The 18,041-nt window shown below is 64.8% G+C and carries 18 protein-coding genes; 1 reads left to right on the top strand and 17 read right to left on the bottom strand.

Annotated features, from left to right (window positions below; all coding sequences use genetic code 11):
• On the top strand, window positions 1–615 hold a 615-nt coding region (locus JNK68_01985), incomplete at its 5' end, for an amino acid racemase (protein ID MBL8539119.1).
• Between the two features lie 38 nt (window positions 616–653).
• Here JNK68_01985 and JNK68_01980 read toward each other — a convergent pair.
• The 17 genes from JNK68_01980 to JNK68_01900 form a co-directional block, all read right to left on the bottom strand.
• The gene (locus tag JNK68_01980; GenBank protein ID MBL8539118.1) at window positions 654–1,400 is read right to left on the bottom strand and encodes a class I SAM-dependent methyltransferase; all 747 of its coding nucleotides are present in this window, start codon (window positions 1,398–1,400) and stop codon (window positions 654–656) included.
• A gap of 66 nt (window positions 1,401–1,466) precedes the next feature.
• Window positions 1,467–1,772, bottom strand: a complete 306-nt coding sequence (locus JNK68_01975) for a DUF962 domain-containing protein (protein MBL8539117.1) — start codon at window positions 1,770–1,772, stop codon at window positions 1,467–1,469.
• Between the two features lie 36 nt (window positions 1,773–1,808).
• On the bottom strand, window positions 1,809–2,981 hold the full coding sequence (locus JNK68_01970; protein MBL8539116.1) for an O-succinylhomoserine sulfhydrylase: 1,173 nt from the start codon (window positions 2,979–2,981) through the stop codon (window positions 1,809–1,811).
• 177 nt (window positions 2,982–3,158) lie between these two features.
• Window positions 3,159–4,679, bottom strand: a complete 1,521-nt coding sequence (gene purF, locus JNK68_01965) for an amidophosphoribosyltransferase (protein ID MBL8539115.1) — start codon at window positions 4,677–4,679, stop codon at window positions 3,159–3,161.
• Window positions 4,680–4,728: 49 nt separating this feature from the next.
• Entirely contained in the window at window positions 4,729–5,226 is a 498-nt protein-coding gene (locus JNK68_01960; GenBank protein MBL8539114.1) for a CvpA family protein, read from the bottom strand.
• Between the two features lie 64 nt (window positions 5,227–5,290).
• Window positions 5,291–6,025 (bottom strand): SPOR domain-containing protein, encoded by a 735-nt coding sequence (locus JNK68_01955; GenBank protein MBL8539113.1) that lies wholly within the window; start codon window positions 6,023–6,025, stop codon window positions 5,291–5,293.
• Window positions 6,026–6,117: 92 nt separating this feature from the next.
• Entirely contained in the window at window positions 6,118–7,419 is a 1,302-nt protein-coding gene (gene folC, locus JNK68_01950; protein ID MBL8539112.1) for a bifunctional tetrahydrofolate synthase/dihydrofolate synthase, read from the bottom strand.
• Window positions 7,420–7,491: 72 nt separating this feature from the next.
• Window positions 7,492–8,358, bottom strand: coding sequence for an acetyl-CoA carboxylase carboxyltransferase subunit beta (locus JNK68_01945; protein MBL8539111.1), 867 nt, complete (start codon window positions 8,356–8,358; stop codon window positions 7,492–7,494).
• A gap of 30 nt (window positions 8,359–8,388) precedes the next feature.
• Window positions 8,389–9,186, bottom strand: a complete 798-nt coding sequence (locus JNK68_01940; protein MBL8539110.1) for a tryptophan synthase subunit alpha — start codon at window positions 9,184–9,186, stop codon at window positions 8,389–8,391.
• An 83-nt stretch (window positions 9,187–9,269) separates the two neighbouring features.
• Window positions 9,270–10,469: a tryptophan synthase subunit beta gene (gene trpB, locus JNK68_01935; GenBank protein MBL8539109.1), complete on the bottom strand. Its 1,200-nt coding sequence runs from the start codon at window positions 10,467–10,469 to the stop codon at window positions 9,270–9,272.
• Window positions 10,456–11,079: a phosphoribosylanthranilate isomerase gene (locus JNK68_01930; GenBank protein MBL8539108.1), complete on the bottom strand. Its 624-nt coding sequence runs from the start codon at window positions 11,077–11,079 to the stop codon at window positions 10,456–10,458. Before JNK68_01930 ends, trpB begins: the two co-directional genes overlap by 14 nt.
• Window positions 11,070–11,876, bottom strand: coding sequence for a tRNA pseudouridine(38-40) synthase TruA (truA, locus tag JNK68_01925; protein MBL8539107.1), 807 nt, complete (start codon window positions 11,874–11,876; stop codon window positions 11,070–11,072). Before truA ends, JNK68_01930 begins: the two co-directional genes overlap by 10 nt.
• 190 nt (window positions 11,877–12,066) lie before the next feature.
• A complete protein-coding gene (locus tag JNK68_01920) occupies window positions 12,067–14,565 on the bottom strand; it encodes a hypothetical protein (GenBank protein MBL8539106.1) in 2,499 nt (832 codons plus the stop codon).
• Between the two features lie 97 nt (window positions 14,566–14,662).
• The gene (locus JNK68_01915) at window positions 14,663–15,688 is read right to left on the bottom strand and encodes an aspartate-semialdehyde dehydrogenase (protein ID MBL8539105.1); all 1,026 of its coding nucleotides are present in this window, start codon (window positions 15,686–15,688) and stop codon (window positions 14,663–14,665) included.
• A 146-nt stretch (window positions 15,689–15,834) separates the two neighbouring features.
• On the bottom strand, window positions 15,835–16,899 hold the full coding sequence (gene leuB, locus JNK68_01910) for a 3-isopropylmalate dehydrogenase (GenBank protein MBL8539104.1): 1,065 nt from the start codon (window positions 16,897–16,899) through the stop codon (window positions 15,835–15,837).
• 71 nt (window positions 16,900–16,970) lie between these two features.
• Complete coding sequence (leuD, locus tag JNK68_01905; protein MBL8539103.1) at window positions 16,971–17,609, bottom strand: 3-isopropylmalate dehydratase small subunit; 639 nt, start codon at window positions 17,607–17,609, stop codon at window positions 16,971–16,973.
• A gap of 105 nt (window positions 17,610–17,714) precedes the next feature.
• The coding region (locus tag JNK68_01900; protein MBL8539102.1) for a 3-isopropylmalate dehydratase large subunit at window positions 17,715–18,041 on the bottom strand (327 nt) is incomplete at its 5' end.

The raw sequence follows: 18,041 nt of genomic DNA, 5'->3' as shown, positions 1-18,041 counted from the left end.
GAGCTCGGCGGATTTCACAGCGCCAGCCTGCTTCTGCGCAGCATCGACTATCACGAGATCAAGAGTCGGTATCACGAGCGATGGGCCGAGATTCCGGAGCTGCTGGAACGCGAGATCAGCGCGTTCGCAGCGCTCGGCCCGGACTGCCTGGTGATCTGCAACAACACCCTGCACAAGGCGTTCGATGTCATCGCCGGCAGGCTCGCGCTGTCGATACCGGTATTCCACGCCGTCGCGGTCACCGGCCAGGCCGCCTGCGCGATGCACTGTCAGCGGCTACTGCTGCTGGGAACGAAGTTCACGATGGAGGACGGTTTCTACCAGCGCGGACTCGAACGTTTCGGTCTGCAGGTGGCGACGCCGGAGGAGACGGACCGTGCGCGCATCCAGGAGATCCAGAGCGAGCTCGCGCGCGGGACGATGCGGGACGCGCATCGCGCCGACCTCGCCGCGCTCATCGAGAAACACGCGGAGTCGGTCGATGCCGTCGTGCTCGCCTGCACGGAATTGCCGCTCGCGATCCGTCAGGCAGACTGCTGCGCGCCGTTGCTCAATCCCACCGGATTGCAGTGCCGCGAAGCATTCAGGTACGCGACGGGCGCGGCCGCCGCGTGACATCGATCACCAGAGAAGTCGACGCGTGCCAGTCGAGTTCAGTCCGATGCGGAAAGCTGCGGTTTGCGCAGAAACACGTTGAAGCCGCAAGGAAGCAATGGATACTTGGTCGGGATGGGCTTCACCAGAACCTGGAACCCGGCTCGCTGAAACAGTCGCGCCCAGCCGGATCCTGTTTTCAGCCAGACTTGGGGACACGGCTTGCCCGACCTCCAGTGAACGTAGCGTCTTCGCATCGAGTGAGGAAGCCACGTCGCAAACTTGACATAGCTGTGCTCGTCGACTATCTGAAAGCGATTCGGAACCTTGATGAAGCCCTGCCCGCCTGGCTTGGTCACCCTGAACATTTCGGCAGCGGCCGCGACTTGGTCCGACGCCGGGATATGTTCGAACACGTCGGTGGACGTCACCAGGTCAAACCAGTCATCGGGCCAGTCCAGGTGCGTGGCGCTGGCGCACGCAATGTCCGCGGCAGGAATGCGGCGTCTCGCCCATTCCACGCGTTCCGGCATGATCTCGACACCATGCAGATGGTTGAAGTGACTTGCCAGCACCAGCAGCAGATTGCCGTAGCCGCAGCCGATGTCGAGGGCACGATCCCGCGAGGTGGCATCGAGGCTCAGATCAGGAAGCACCGTACGAAAGAAATCGTCCTTCTCGGCGCTGGAGAGCATGTAGTTGACCCAGATGCTCTTCTTGGGTTCGGCGAAGCCGAATTCCTGCGCCTTGTCGAGGAGATGCTTTCTGAAGCAGTCGACATCGAAGTCTTCGAACGATGCGCTCATCGTCTACTCCTTGAATCTGAGACTTACAATCCTCGGTCCCACTTCCTGATGTGATCTTGGAGAGAGTCAAAATGGAATCCGCCGGGTGAGGATGTCCCGGAACATGACCCAGTCGCCCATCAGGCTGTAGAGCGGATAGCGGAACGTCGCCGGGCGATTCTTCTCGAACAGGAGATGGCCCGCCCACGCGAAGCCGTAGCCCAACACCGGCGCGACAGCTAGCCAGCGGAGATCGCCGGTCGCGATCGCCACGCCGATCGTCACGAGCACCAGGGCGCTGCCGACAAAGTGTAATCGCCGACAGGTCCGATTGCGATGCTCGGACAGGTAGAACGGGTAGAAATCCGCGAAGCGCCGAAATTCCCGCTCCATGACCGTTCCGTCACCGCATCGGCATGGCGGTGAAGCTCACGTCAATCCGCGTGCGATGTCGCGTTTCAAGTCCTGCACCGATTCGAGACCGACCGCGATCCGCACCAGTCCGTCGCCGATCCCTGCCGCCGCGCGCGCCTCGGCGGAGATGCGTCCGTGGGTCGTCGTCGCGGGATGTGTGATCGTGCTCTTGGTGTCGCCCAAGTTTGCCGTGATCGAGATGAGCCGCGTCGCATCGATCACCTGCCACGCCGCTTCGCGCCCGCCTTTCACATCGAAGGAGACGATCGCGCCGCCGCTTTTCTGCTGCCGCTGCGCGAGCGCGTACTGCGGGTGCGAAGGCAGCCCGGGATAGTAGACGCGCTCGACTCCGGGCCGACCCTCCAGCCAGCGCGCGATCTCCAGCGCGGCGGCCGATTGCGCATCCATGCGGATCTTGAGCGTCTCCAGCCCCTTGCTGATCACCCACGCGTTGAAGGCCGAGAGCGTCGGCCCCGCCGTGCGCAGAAAGCCGAACACACCGTCCATGATGAGCGCCTGCGGACCCAGCACCGCGCCGCCGAGCACCCTTCCCTGCCCGTCGAGGTACTTGGTCGCGCTGTGGATGACGATGTCCGCACCCAGTTCGATCGGCCGCTGCAGGGCCGGTGTGCAAAAGCAATTGTCCACCACCAGCCACGCCCCTGCCGCCTGCGCCACTTCCTTCAGCGCCGCGATGTCGGAAATCTCGGTGAGTGGATTCGAGGGCGTTTCGAGATAGAGGAGTTTCGTGTTCGGCCGCACGGCACGCTGCCACGCGGCGACGTCGGTGCCGGAGACGAACGTCGTCTCGACGCCGAACTTGCGCAATATCCCGTCGAAAAGCTGCACCGTGGCGCCGAAGATCCCGCGCGAGGACACGATGTGCTCCCCCGCCTTCATGAGCCCCATGCAGCAGGCGAGAATCGCCGACATGCCGGAAGAAGTCGCCACGCACGCCTGCGCCCCTTCCATCGCCGCCAGCCGCTCCTGCAGCGCGGTGACGGATGGATTGGTGAAGCGCGAATAGATGTTGCCTGGCTCCTGATTCGCGAAGCGGGCCGCAGCCTGGGCGGCATTGGCGAAAACGAAGCTCGAGGTGAGAAACAGTGGTTCCGAATGTTCGCCGAATGGCGTGCGGTGAACCCCCGCGCGGATCGCGAGGGTTTCGATGTCGAGTGGCTCTTCCATTCCGTACTCCCTCCGCGCGGGCGCGCGGAAAACAAAAAGCCCGCTCAGCTTGCGCGAAAGCGGGCTCGGATTCGCTTTAGCTGGATTTCGGAACCGTCTTAAGTTCCTGCGCCCGCAAGCTGAGGATCAAATCGGCGCTGGAGAAAAACTAATCGCATCGTCCGGGCTTGTCAACCGTCACTCCACCGTGGCCAGATTGAGGTCGAGCTGTGTGCTGGTTTCCGCCTGCGCGCGCAGTGCGCGGTCATTGCGGCTCGCCTCCACGCCGGCCAGATACTCCGCCGTGACATCGCCGGTCACGTAATGGCCGCTGAAACAGGAAGCTTCGAACTGCGTGATGCGCTCGTTGCCCGCGCGCACGTCGTGCACCAGCGCATCGAGATCCTGGTAGATCAGCGCGTCGCAGCCGATGGCCGCGCGGATCTGGTCGGGAGTGCGTCCGGACGCGATGAGCTCGGTGGCCGAGGGCATGTCGATGCCGTAGACGTTGGGGTAGCGCACCGGCGGTGACGCGGAAGCGAAGAACACCTTGCGCGCGCCGGAGTCGCGCGCCATCTGCACGATCTCCTGGCTGGTGGTGCCACGCACGATCGAATCGTCGACCAGCAGCACGTTCTTGTTCTTGAACTCGAGCGAGATCGCGTTCAGCTTCTGCCGCACCGACTTCCGGCGGATCGCCTGCCCCGGCATGATGAACGTGCGGCCGATGTAGCGGTTCTTGATGAAGCCCTCGCGAAACGGCACGCCGAGCCGCAGGCCGAGTTCGAGCGCTGCCGGCCGGCTGGAATCGGGTATCGGGATGACGACATCGATATCGAGATGGGCATAGTCGCGCTCGATCTTCTCGGCGAGGCTCTCGCCCATCCTGAGCCGCGTTTCGTAGACGGAGATCCCGTCGATGAGGGAATCCGGACGGGCAAGATAGACGTACTCGAAAATGCACGGGTTGGGCGACCCGCGCGACTCGCACACGCAGCTGTGGAAGGTGCCGTCCTCGAGCACCAGGATCGCCTCGCCCGGCGCCACGTCGCGCACCAGCTCGAAGCCGAGGGTATCGAGCGCGACACTCTCCGAGGCGACGAGATACTCGACGCCGCGGGCGGTCTCGGACTTGCCGAACACCAGCGGGCGGATGCCGTAAGGATCGCGGAAGGCGAGCAGACCGTAACCCGCGATCATCGCCACCACCGCATAGGCGCCGCGGCAGCGTCGGTGCACTCCGGCCACCGCCGAGAAGATCGTGGCGGGGTCGAGATGGTAGCTCGTCGCCGCCTCCAGAAGCTCGTGCGCGAGGACGTTGAGCAGCACCTCGGAGTCCGAATTCGTGTTCACGTGCCGCAGGTCGTCGCGAAAAAGCGCGCGTTTGAGCTCGTCCGAGTTGGTAAGGTTGCCGTTGTGGCCGAGCACGATGCCGTACGGTGAATTCACGTAGAACGGTTGCGCTTCGGCGGCGTTGTAGGCCGAGCCGGCGGTCGGATAGCGGCAGTGCGCGATGCCCATGTTGCCCACCAGGTCGCGCATGTTCCGCGTGCGGAAGACGTCGCGCACGAGACCGCTCGCCTTGTGCATGTGGAAGCGGTTGCCTTCCGCGGTCGCGATGCCGGCGGCGTCCTGGCCGCGGTGCTGAAGCACGAGCAGCGCGTCGTAGAGCAGCTGGTTGACCGGCGACTTGGCGACGACCCCGACTATTCCGCACATAACCCAGACTCCTTCGGACGGCGCCGTGGCGCGACGGCGGCGTCCCGCGTCACTTGAACTTCACGTACTTTGCCAGCCCTTCCGGCAGAAAGCCGCGGGCGAAAACGCCGAGGCTCTCCACCGTCGGCCGCAGCACGGCCTTCTGCCAGGCTTCGGTCTTCGGCACGCTGGTGAGCCCGCTGACAAGCACCAGCAGCGTCACGATCACGAGTCCGCGGGCGAGCCCGAACAAGGCCCCCAGCACGCGGTCGACGAAACCGAGCCCGATCGACCTGACCGCCCCGGAGAGCAGGATGGCGACGATGCTCACGACGATCAGCACGACCACGAACACGGTGACCCACGCCGCACCGAGACGTGCATTCTCGTAACTGGACAGTGGTGCGAACCATCCGGCAATGCCGGGCGCGAGAAGTTTCGCCGCGAAGAATGCGATCACCCACGCCGCGAGCGACAGCACCTCGCGCACCGCCCCGCGCCACAGGGCGAAGAGCACGGAGAGGCCAATCAGGACCACCACCGCCAGGTCCAGGAGCGTGAAGCTCACGCCGCGCTCCCTTCCCGTGCGGCACGCCGGGGAAATATTGGAGGAGGATCGGAAGGCACGGCGTTCAGCCGCGCGGCGCCACCACGCCAGACAGGCCCAGTTTCCGGAGTTCGTCGGCGGCTTTCTGTGCCGCCTCCTTGCTCGCATACGGACCCACACGCACGCGGGTGACGTCGCCGCGCGCGGTCTTGATGATCTCCGTATACGCACGCATGCCGCTCTCCGAGATGCGCCCCTTCAACGCCTTCGCCTTCTCCGGGTCGGTCAGCGCCGCCACCTGCACGATGAAGCCATCGCTCCCCGTGTCCCGCGCGGCCTCGGCTGTCTTCGGCGCAGGCTTGGGTTGCGGTTTCGCCTCGGACTTGGGTTGCGCCTTCGGTTCTGTCTTTGCCGGCTTGGCCGCAGGCACCGCGCGTTCCGACGGGTGCTTGTCCGGCTCCGCGCGCGGTTCCGGTTCGCTCGCACGCGGCTTCTCGACTTCGACGTGCGCGGGTTCCGTCTCGGGCGGCTTCTTCTCGGACGCCGCCTCCGGCGTGTTCGCCGCGAAGTCCTTGGCGTCGCCGGCGGTCGTCGCCTCCGGCGCGGTCGCCTTCGGCAGCGCCGCCACGCGCGATGAAAACTCCGAGGATTGCGCGGGAATCTGCACGTTGATGTCCTGGTTGAGCGGTCGCGGCTCGCTGTCCAGGAACATGGGTAACAACACGACGACGAGCGTGACGAGCACGATTGCACCCACCAAGCGCCGTCGCGCGCGCTTCTTGAGGGCGATCTCCTCGTCGCTTACGGAAATCCGGGCCATGGATGAAGGAAGGATGCTCTGGGTTCGAGTTTCGCCTGACGCGGCGCAGTGCTGCGGTCATGCGGAGTGTGCCGGGAAGCGCGCGGCGGTTGTCACCGCGAAACGCGCTCTTTCGCGTCGGTTTGAGTGCGTTCTGCCATCGCCTGCGCGACAGTGAGAAACGATCCGAAGACGAGGATTCTATCATTCACGGTGGCTCGACTGCAGGCTTCGCGAAATGCAGCCGCCACGTCCTCGAACGCGAGGATGTCCGCAGTCACGCCGGCGGCGAGCAGCGCTTCGCGCAGCTGGGCCGACGAGGCGCCGCGCCGTTCGCGGATATCGGCGACCAGCCAGCGCGTCACCTCGTCGCGCAGCGCTGCGACCACCCCCGTGATGTCCTTGTCCTTGAGCATCCCGAACACCGCCACCGTTTCGCGAAAGCGCCCCATCCGCTTCAGGTTGTCCGCGAGGCTGCGCGCCGCGTGCGGATTGTGAGCCACGTCCAGGATCACCACCGGCCGCCCGGGCAGGACCTGAAAACGGCCGGCGACATCCGTCTCCAGCAGGCCACGGCGGATGTCGTGCATGCTCACCGGAAGCCGGTCGCGCAAGGCATCGAGCGCGGTCAGCGCAGCGGCGGCATTGCGCAGCTGGTATTCCCCGCGCAGCGCCGGATACGGCAGACCGCCGCGCGTGCCGCACGGCCCGCGGTAGCGCCACTGCCTGCCGTCGCCTGCGCACTCGAAGTCGCGGTCGATCAGCAGCAGTCGGGCGCCGATCTCCTGCGCGTGGTCGATCATCGATTGCGGGCAGTCGGGCTCGCCCACCACGGCGGGCCGGTCGCGACGGAAGATGCCCGCTTTCTCGAAGGCGATCTTCTCGCGCGTGTCTCCCAGGTATTCCATGTGGTCGAGGTCGACGCTGGTGATCACCGCGACATCGCCGTCGAAGGCATTGACGGCGTCCAGACGCCCGCCGAGCCCCACTTCGAGGATCACGGCATCGAGCTCGGATCGGGCAAACACGATCATCGCGGCGAGCGTGCCGAACTCGAAGTAGGTGAGCGGCGTCGCGCCGCGCGCACGCTCGACCTCGACGAACGCCCGGCAGAGCTGAGCATCGCTCGCGGGAACGCGCCCGACGCGGACGCGCTCGTTATAGCGCAGCAGGTGCGGCGAGGTGTAGAGCCCGACCCGATAGCCCCCGGCACTCAGGATCGATTCCAGCATCGCACAGGTCGATCCCTTGCCGTTGGTCCCGCCCACGGTGACGATCGGCCAGACGGGCCGCAGCGCAAGCGAATCCAGGACGCGCGCGACACGCTCCAGGCCCATCGCGATCGTCGTGGGGTGCAGCTGCTCGAGGTAGGCGAGCCATTCGACGAGACTGCCCCGGTCGCCAGGGCAGGTGATGGCGGCGGCAGTCGTCTCGATGACGGTCGTCCCGCGGCGTGGACCGTTACCGGACGATCGCGGAAGTCACGATCAGGCGACTGCGGGCTGCCGGGAGAGCATCGCTAGCAGGCTCGCCAGGCGGTCGCGCATGTGGCGTCGATCCACGATCATGTCGACGGCGCCATGCTCGAGCAGGAACTCTGCACGCTGGAAACCTTCCGGCAGGGTCTCGCGCACTGTCTGTTCGATCACACGCGGGCCGGCAAACCCGATCAACGCACCCGGCTCGGCAATCACCACATCGCCGATCATGGCGAAGCTCGCGGACACGCCGCCCATCGTCGGATCGGTGAGCACGGAAATGAAGGGCAGCCTCGCCTTCGCGAGTTCGGTGAGCGCCGCGGTGGTCTTCGTCATCTGCATGAGCGAGAAGAGCGCTTCCTGCATGCGTGCGCCGCCGCTCGCGCTGAAGCACACGAACGGAAGCTTCTGCTCCAGGCAGGCATGCACGCCGCGCACGAAGCGCTCGCCGACCACCGAGCCCATCGAGCCACCCATGAAGCGAAACTCGAAAGCCGCGACGACGAGGCCAAGCGTCTTCACGCTTCCCTGCATGACGACGAGCGCGTCGTGCTCCGCGGTGTCCTCCTGTGCCTCGGAGAGTCGTTCGACGTAGCGTCGGCTGTCCTTGAACTTCAGGCTGTCGGTCGGCTGCACATCGGCGCCGATCTCGTAGCGGCCTTCGGCGTCGAGCAGATGATCGAGCCGCTCGCGCGCGCCAAGCCGCATGTGATGGTTGCACTTGGGGCAGACGTTCTGTTGCTTGTCGAGATCGGTGCGGTACAGCACCGCCTCGCAGGCCTCGCACTTGACCCACAAACCCTCGGGAACGATCTTCCTGGTATCGCCCGTGGAACGCTTGATCTTGGGCGGCAGCAGTTTCTGCAGCCAACTCATCTCGGCCATCCTGGTTCAGGGTTCAGCGGTTCAGGCATCGAGCGCCGTTCTCATCTCGCGCATGAATCCGCTCACCCGGTCGAGGAGAATGGTGCGCTCCGCGCGCTCGATCTCCTCCACGAGCCGGCTGCCGATGACGACGGCGTCGGCAAACTCGGAGATCGCGCTCGCGGTGGCGGCGTCGCGTATGCCGAAGCCGACGCCGACCGGCACCCCGACGCGGGCGCGAATGCGCGGAATACGCTGGCGCAGTTCGGACAGATCGAGATTCCCCGCGCCGGTCACGCCTTTCAGCGAAACGTAGTAGATGTAGCCGCGGGCGAGACGCGCGACCTCGTCGATCCGCTCATCCACCGTCGTCGGCGAAAGCAGAAAGATCGCGTCGATGCCGCGCGCCGCGAGAAGCTGCGCCAGCGGCGCGCACTCCTCCGGCGGATAGTCGACCACGAGCACGCCGTCCACGCCCACCTCGCGGCACTGCTCCGCGAATGCTTCGAGCCCCATCGCCTCGATCGGATTAGCGTAGCCCATGAGTACCACCGGGGTCGTCTTGTCCGCAGCACGAAATTCAGCGATGAGCCCGAGAATCTGCCGCAATGAAGTGCCGTGCTTCAGTGCGCGCTCGGACGAGCGCTGGATCGTCGGGCCATCTGCCATGGGATCGGAAAACGGCACGCCGACCTCGATGATGTCGGCGCCGCCACGCACCAGCGCCTGCATGATGGGAACCGTGAGGCCCGGTTCCGGGTCCCCCGCGGTGAAGAAGGGAATCAGCGCGGTGCGTCCACCGGCTGCGAGTTGCCCGAGTGTGGCTTCGATGCGGGACATGGCTGTGATCGTCGTTGCCCGTAATTGCACGGCAAGCCGCCATCTCCTGAGGCGACGCGCTGTGCCGTGTGCGGATGAATCGCCTAGAGGTGCATGCCCGACAGTTGCGCCACCGTGTTCATGTCCTTGTCGCCTCGCCCCGAGAGATTGACCAGAAGAATGCTGTCCCGGCTCATCTGCGGCGCGATCTTGGCGGCATACGCGAGCGCATGTGCACTCTCCAGGGCAGGGATGATGCCCTCGTCGCGGCACAGCGTATGAAACGCCTCCAGCGCCTCCTGATCGGTGACTGCGACGTACTCGGCCCGACCGCTGTCCTTCAGCCACGAATGCTCGGGACCGACGCCGGGATAGTCCAGGCCGGCGGACACCGAATGCGTCTCGGTGATCTGACCGTTCTCGTCCTGCATGAGGTACGTTCGCGCACCGTGCAGCACGCCGGGTCGGCCCGCGCACAGCGTTGCTGCGTGCTTGCCGCTGGCAAGCCCGAGCCCGGCGGCTTCCACACCGATAAGACGCACGCCTTCCTCGCCGATGTAGGGGTAGAACAGGCCGATGGCGTTCGAGCCGCCGCCCACGCAGGCGATGACGGCATCCGGCTGGCGACCGACCTGCTCCAGCATCTGCACCTTCGCTTCCTCGCCGATGACCGTCTGGAAGTCGCGCACCATCATCGGATAGGGATGCGGCCCCGCCACCGAACCGATGATGTAGAAGGTGCTCTCGACATGGGTCACCCAGTCGCGCATCGCCTCGTTGAGGGCGTCCTTCAGGGTCTTCGATCCGCTTTCGACCGGCACCACGGTCGCCCCCAGGAGCTTCATACGGTAGACGTTGGGCGCCTGGCGCTTCACGTCCTCGGCACCCATATAGACGACGCACTCCATGCCGTAGCGCGCGGCCACGGTCGCCGTCGCCACGCCGTGCTGCCCGGCGCCGGTTTCGGCGATGACCCGGGGCTTTCCCATGCGTCGAGCAAGCAGCGCCTGCCCGATCGTGTTGTTGATCTTGTGCGCCCCCGTGTGGTTCAGGTCTTCGCGCTTGAGGTAGATCTGCGCGCCGCCGAATTGCTGCGACAAGCGCCTGGCGTGGTAGATCGGACTCGGTCGACCAACGTAGTGCTTGAGTTCGTCGCGAAACTCGGCCTTGAATTCGGGATCGTCACGAAACCGCTCGTACTGCGTCAGCAACTCACGCAAGGCATGGATCAGCGTCTCCGCCACGAAAACCCCGCCGTACGGCCCGAAGTGGCCGCGGGCGTCCGGCAGGTCATAGATCCGCATCGCGCACTCCTCGCATGAAGGCGGCGATCTTCGCCGCATCCTTGATTCCCTTGTCGATCTCCACGCCGCTCGAGACGTCGACCGCCCACGGCCGCACACGTCGGATCGCGGCGCCGACGTTGTCGGCGTTGAGCCCCCCCGACAGCACCACAGGCAGGGGCAGCGCGGGTGGGATCAGCGACCAGTCGAACGTCTGCCCCGTCCCGCCGTGTGCACCAGACACGAAGGCATCCAGCAACAAGCCCTGTGCACCACGGAAGATCGACGCATATTGTAACAAATCGAGGTCCTCACGAACGCGCACGGCCTTGAGGTAGGGCATGCCGAATCCGGCGCAGAAGGCGGGGTCTTCGTCGCCGTGGAACTGCAGCGCCCCGAGACGAACGCGCCGCAGCACCGACTCCACGAATGCACGCTCGGGATCAACGAAAACTCCCACGGTGGTGATGAAGGGGGGCAGCGCCAGCGCGATCGCCTGCACGTGCGCCGCATCGACATAGCGCGGACTTCTCGGGTGAAAGATGAAGCCGACTGCTTGCGCTCCCGCGCTGGCTGCAGCAAGCCCGTCCTCGATCCGCGTGATGCCGCAAACCTTGACCGCTATCGGCATGAGACGGGCGACCCATCGCCGCCTGGCGCAAACGCCAACGCCGGGTGCGGTAAACCCAGGTGCTCGTCGTAATTCACGCCGACAAGATACAGTCCGGCGGCGTCCGCCGTGGCCGCGGCACGGGCACGTTCGCGCGCGTCACGCACCTGGGCGAGCCATGCCGGCGAACGCTTGCCAGCGCCCACCTCGATCAGGCAACCGACGATGATGCGGACCATGTTGTGAAGAAAGGCATTGCCGCGAACGTCGAACGTCACGAAGCTGTCCACGCGCTGAATCTCGATGTAGAACAGGCGCCTGACCGCGGATCTCGACTGACACTCCGCCGACCGAAAGGCGCTGAAGTCGTGTTCCCCGACCAAGTGCTGCGCGGCCTCGCGCATCGCATCCAAGTCGAGGGCGTGATGATACCAGCCGACCCGTCGATGCATTACGCCGGGACGCTCGCCCCGGTTCAGGAGCACGTAACGATAGGTCCGCGAGCGCGCGCTGTAGCGCGCGTGAAATTCCGTAGACGCCTGGCGTGCCCAGGTCACCGCGATGGTCGGTGGCAGGAAGGTATTGACGCCGCGCACCCACGCCGTCAACGGTCGAGGAACGGCCACGTCGAAGTGCGCGACCTGACCCAGGGCGTGCACCCCTGCGTCGGTACGCCCGGCGCAGACCGATGCAACAGGAACCCCCGCGATCGCGGCCAAAGCGGCCTCGAAGGCATTCTGGACGGAGCACGCGGACGGCTGCGTCTGCCAGCCGCAGAATGCTGCCCCGTCATATTCGAGACCTACCGCAATCCTCACGACGCGATGCGGTCGATGCAAAACATGGTCGACACCGTGGCAATGGAAACGAACGAAGTCGACCCGGACGGGTCGAGTAGCTGCGGATGATGACCGGCCGGCAGCCGGTGTGCAACCCGAGAAGCGTCCGGCTAATCCCGCCGGAAGCAAATTGGTCGCGGGCGTTGCACCCGCGACCCGAACACGACTATCAGGCCAATGCTTCCAGCAGCGACTTCGCTTCCGCTTGCTGCTGCGCATCCCCCTCGGCGATAACCTCTTTCAGGATCTCGCGCGCGCTCTCCTTGTCACCCATCTCCTGATAGGCTTTCGCAAGATCGAACTTGGTCTGAACATCGAACCAGTGATCGTTCTTGAGCGGCGTGGCTGCCACTGACTGCATGCCGGTCGACGTGCCGTCGAGGTCGAGGCTGATGCCTGAAAGATCGAAGTCAAGAATGTCGCTTGAGGTCGGGGTAGTCGCGGGTTTCTGCAGATCCACCTTGATCTCGCTCGCGGCATGGTTGCCAACCGAAGTCGACAGCGCTTCCGGCGGAAGATCGAAGTTGATGTCGAGCGAACCTGCCTCGGTCTTTGAACCGTCGAATCCGGTACTCGTAGCGCTTGCAGCAGGCTGCCCTGCATCCAGGTCGAAGTCCGTGGTGGTCAGCGCACTGACGGCAACCGCCGACGCGCCGACGCCCGTATGTATGCCCGACGCTGCCACGGCCTGCCGCGCTTCTTCTTCATCCATCATCTGAGTGCGCTCGAGCTCACGTGCTGCCTGCGCTGCATCAACGGTGATGTCGGTTTCGGTCATACCCCTCGGAGCAACCAGATCGAGGTCGAAATCGAGATCGCTTGCCGTACCCACGTTTGCCGCGGGTGCCTCGGTGATATAGACAGGATTCTCGGGATCCAGGCCGTGCCCCATGTGAGCGGCTTGCAGCCAGACTTCCCCGCTGCCGCCGGTCGCAGCGAAGAGTTCTTGAGCGGTCGACTGAAACGCACGCTTGTCTTTGCGGCTCGCAAATACCTCAAGCAGCTTGAGCAGCAGTGCAGGCTGGGAAGGCTGTGATTTCAAAGCCTCTTTCAGGACTTCCTCGGCTTGCGCGTCACGACCCAGCGCGAGATATTTCGTGGCCTCGTCGACGGCACCCATTTCGTCGCTCGCCACGGGCGTCGCCGGAGCTACCGGGGTGGCGATGGGCTCGATCACCGCTTCGGACGTTGCCTCGTGCAAAGGCATCACCCCCTGTTCGGGAGCGGGTTCATCCTTGGAACGGCGGCGCCGCTTCACGAAGGCGAGCGCCCCCAGCAAAGCGAGTCCGCCTGCGCCGCCAGCCAGATAGAGTGGCTCGCTGGTGATCGACTCCAGCACGGTCGGTTCGGCTGCGGGGGGCGGAGCAACGACCTTGGGCTTGGGAGCAGCTGCCGCCTGCGGTTCCGGCTTCGCACTTTCTGCCGCTGCGGGAACGGGAGCAGCAGGCTCCGCAGTCTTCGCTGCAGTTGCAGGCGCCGCCTCCGTCGACGGCTCCGCAGGTGCCGCCACGGCAGGTGGCTGGGTCTTCGCCGCGGACTGATTCTGCACCTGCGCACCGCCAGCGCTCTTGATTTCCAGCAGACGCTGCATGTCGTTTACCGACTTCTCGAGCATCTGCACGCGTTCGTTCGCTTCCTGCAGCGCCTTTTCGCGCGACGTCAGTTCTTCCTCCAGCGCTTTCATGCGCTCGAGCCCAGCAGCCGTGGCTTTCCCGCCGCCCGTTGCCGTCTTGATGGCGCTCCCGCGATCCGCCTTGGAAAGACGGAGCACGTCGTCCGCAAGCGGCCCCGCCACCTTGTCTTCGACGGACGCCGAAATTCTTCCGGAGACATCCTGCTTCGGTGACTGGTCCGGAGTTGCCGGCGCAGAAGCGGCAAGCTGCTGACGGTACGCATTCCAGTTGGCCGCCTGCAGTTTGACTTCCTTCGAGGCATCAGCCGGGCCGGTCGCCGCGACTTCGCTCGGGTCAGGCATCCGTAGAATCGTGCCTGTCTTCAGGCGATTCATGTTCTTCCCGGCAAATGCCTGCGGATTGCTCTTGAACAGCGCTACCAGCATCTGATCGAGACTGACGTCACCGGGCTTGCTGGTGCGGGCAATTCCGGAGAGCGTGTCGCCCGCTTTCACGGGGCCGTAGGACTCTCCTGCCGTGCTAGGCGCGGACGTCGACTCCGCAGCACGCTGGCGCGGCGCCACTTTCTCGACTGGCTTGGCAGGCTGCTGAGGCTTCTCGCCGCTCTGCGCAAGAGCAGCCGGCGCGGAGGTCGGCGCACCTATCGGGTCCATCAGGACCGCGTACTCGCGAGACAGCTTCCCTGCACTCGAGTTGAGCTCGACCAACAGGTCGAGATACGGCTCGTTCACCGGTTGTGAGGAGGTGATGAGAATGAAGGGTTGCCCGCCCGGGCGCTTGTCGATCGCCAGCTTTACCGAGGGCAGCGCCGAGTTGTACTCGATGCCCGCCTGCTGATAGGCGTCTGGGGAAGCGACCCGCGCCGACAGCGTGCCCAGTTCGTCCTTCTGAACGGACACCAGATCGATCTCCGCGCGCAGTGGCTGCCCGATACCGGACAACACGGTAAGCCGCCCCATGCCGGCAGCACTGACCGCCGTGGATGCGACGAGAAAAGCCCCCGCAAGGAGTCTTGTAATGAGTTTCGGCTTCATGGGTCGGATACCCCGTTCCCTAGTTGATGAAAGAATCCAGCATCAGATGACGCGGTCTGCTCGGCTCGATGCTTGTTGGAGCATTCCGTTGCATGTTTCAGTTCAGGTATTTCTCGATCAGGATCTCGGCGATCTGCACGCTGTTCAGCGCAGCACCTTTCCGGATGTTGTCGCTCACCACCCAGAGGTCCAGACCGAGCGGATGCGAGAGATCCTCGCGAATCCGCCCGACATAGACCGGATCGCGCCCGGCGGAGTCGGTCGCGGGGGTCGGATAGCCTCCGGGACGCCGCTCGTCCATCACCACCACTCCTGATGCCCGTTCCAGCAGGGCGCGTGCTTGGTCTGCGGAGATCTTCCGGCGCGTCTCGATGTGCACCGCTTCTGCATGGCCGTAGAACACGGGAACCCGGACCGTGGTCGGGTTCACCCGGATCGACGCATCCTCCATGATCTTCTGCGTCTCCCAAACCATCTTCATCTCTTCCTTCGTGTAGCCGTTGTCCATGAAGACATCGATGTGCGGCAGCACGTTGAAGGCAATCTGCTTCGGATACACATCCACCTTGACTTCGCGCTGGTCGATCAGCGCCCTGGTCTGGTCACTGAGTTCCTCGATCGCTTCCTTCCCGGTGCCGGACACCGACTGGTAGGTCGCGACATTGATGCGCTCTATGCCCACCGCGTCGTGAATCGGCTTGAGCGCGACTACCATCTGAATGGTCGAGCAGTTTGGGTTCGCGATGATTCCGCGTGCCCTGTAGTCACCGATCGCATGCGCGTTCACCTCGGGCACGACCAGTGGTATGTCGGCGTCCTGACGGAACTGTGATGTGTTATCGATCACGATACATCCTGCCGCTGCCGCCTTCGGCGCGAACTCCGCTGACACGCTGGCACCCGCAGAAAAAAGACCAATCTGACACTTGGAAAAATCGAACTCAGCGACGTTCTCGACGGTCAGCGACCGCCCCTTGAACCGGACGGCATTCCCCGCCGAACGGCTTGATGCCAGGGCATACACATTTCGTACCGGAAAATTCCGTTCTTCCAGGATCGACAGCATGACTTCGCCGACCGCACCCGTTGCGCCCAGCACGCAGACATCGTAGCTCTTGCTCATTCCGACTCACCTCAAATTCGCACGGTCAAGAGAACGGCAACCTGCTGGCAACTCCGAAAGCTATGCGCAGGATGCCAAAAAGCAATATACATACCGGACGATCGGCGCGCTCTTCCCGACAAGCGCCGCCTGCGTACCGACCAGCGTTACAGGGCGCTCACCACCGCGTCACCCATTGCCGCAGTGCCGACGAGGTCCGCGCCGGGTGATGCAATATCCCGGGTGCGCACACCCTGCCCCAGTACCCGCCCTACTGCGCGCTCGACCCGCAGCGCGGCCTCTTCCTCTCCGAAGCTATGACGCAGCATCATCGCCGCGGACAGAATCGTCGCCAGTGGATTGGCCAGATCCTGGCCCGCGATGTCGGGGGCGGAGCCGTGCGCGGGTTCGTACAGCCCTTTGCCGTTGGCGTCCAGCGACGCCGACGACAGCATGCCGATCGACCCCGTCAGCATCGCCGCCTCGTCCGACAGAATGTCACCGAACATGTTGCCGGTGAGGAGAACGTCCAGGCTCTTCGGCGCGCGCACGAGCTGCATGGCGGCGTTGTCGACGTACATGTGCGTGAGTTCGACTTCCGGATACTCCCGGGCGACGTCGCTCACGATCTCGCGCCAGAGCACACTCGTTTCGAGAACATTGGCCTTGTCCACCGAGCAGACCTTCCGCCGACGCCTGGAAGCGATGCCGAAGGCGACGTGCGCGATGCGCCTCACCTCGGACTCCGCGTACAGCATCGTGTCGTAGCCTTGCCGTTCGCCACCGGGAAGCTTGCGTATGCCCTTCGGCTGACCAAAGTAGATATCACCGGTAAGCTCCCGCACGATCATGAGATCCAGGCCCGTCACGACCTCCGGCTTCAGGGTGGAAGCATCGGCCAGCTCCGCGTACAGCACTGCGGGCCGCAGATTCGCAAAGAGGCCAAGCCCCTTGCGGATCCGGAGCAGACCCTGTTCGGGGCGCTTGTCCCGCGGCAGACCGTCGTACTGATAGCCCCCCACTGCCCCGAGCAGTACCGCATCGGCGGTCTGCGCCAGAGCGAGTGTCGTCTGTGGCAGCGGATCCCCCGCCGCATCGTATCCGGCGCCGCCGATGGGGGCTTCCTCGAACTCGATCCTCAGCCCGTCACGCGCCAGCGCCCGCAATACTTTTACCGCCTGGGCCACGATCTCAGGGCCGATGCCATCGCCCGGCAAAACCGCTATCTTCATCATTCACTCAAGCAAAAGGATGGAAGTGGTGGCTGGGCGAGCCTGCGCGCCGCCAGTCGGCCCGGAGACGCTCAGGCGTACAGCCAGGGGAAACGCTCGCGATGAGCCGTCTCGAACGCCCGGATCGCATCGCGGTGCTCGAGCGTCTGTCCGATCTCGTCGAGGCCGTGGACCAGCGCGTGTTTTCGCGACGGATCGATGGCAAAGGACAGGTCGCGCCCATCCGGCGTGGTGATGCGCTGCGCGGGCAGATCGATCTGCAGCCGATACCCCGGCGTCGCCTTGACCTCGCGAAAGAGCATGTCGACAGCGTCCACGGGCAGCACGATGGGCAGCAGACCGTTCTTGAAGCAGTTGTTGAAGAAGATATCGGCGAACGACGGCGCGATGAGCGCACGGAACCCGAACTCGTGCAGCGCCCAGGGCGCGTGCTCGCGGCTCGATCCGCAGCCGAAGTTCTCGCGCGCGAGCAGCACCTGCGCGCGAGCGTAGCGTGGCTGGTTGAGGACGAAGTCCATCCGCGGGCGGCGCTTCGAGTGGTCCATGCCCGGTTCGCCGGGCTCGTGATAGCGCCACTCGTCGAACAGCGTCACGCCGAACCCGGTGCGGCCGATCGCCTTCAGATACTGCTTCGGGATGATGGCGTCGGTGTCGACGTTGGCGCGGTCGATGGGAGCGACCACGCCGTCAAGAACGGTAAATTGCTCCATGCCTCGCGCTCACGTCCTCTGTTCCGGGCGGCATCGTGCACGGCTTCCCCGCCTTGCTCGATCTTCGTTCCCCTGCCGTGGATGAGTCTTCAAGTCCGCCTTGCCTCAACGCCACTGGCGCACGTCGACGAAATGCCCGGCGATAGCCGCCGCCGCCGCCATCGGCGGACTCACCAGATGGGTCCGGCCACCGGTACCCTGCCGCCCCTCGAAATTGCGGTTCGAAGTGGACGCGCAGCGCTCGCCCGGTTCGAGCCGATCCTCGTTCATCGCAAGACACATCGAGCAGCCTGGCTCGCGCCAGTCGAAGCCCGCTTCCGCGAAGATGCGATCGAGCCCCTCCTGTTCGGCCTGGCGTTTGACGAGCCCGGAACCCGGCACCACCATCGCGAGCTTGATGTTGTCGGCCACACGCCTGCCGCGCACGACCTC

This window comes from Betaproteobacteria bacterium, from assembly GCA_016791345.1.
Classification (GTDB): Bacteria; Pseudomonadota; Gammaproteobacteria; order Burkholderiales; family JAEUMW01; genus JAEUMW01.
This window is presented reverse-complemented; position numbering and strand designations above follow the sequence as displayed.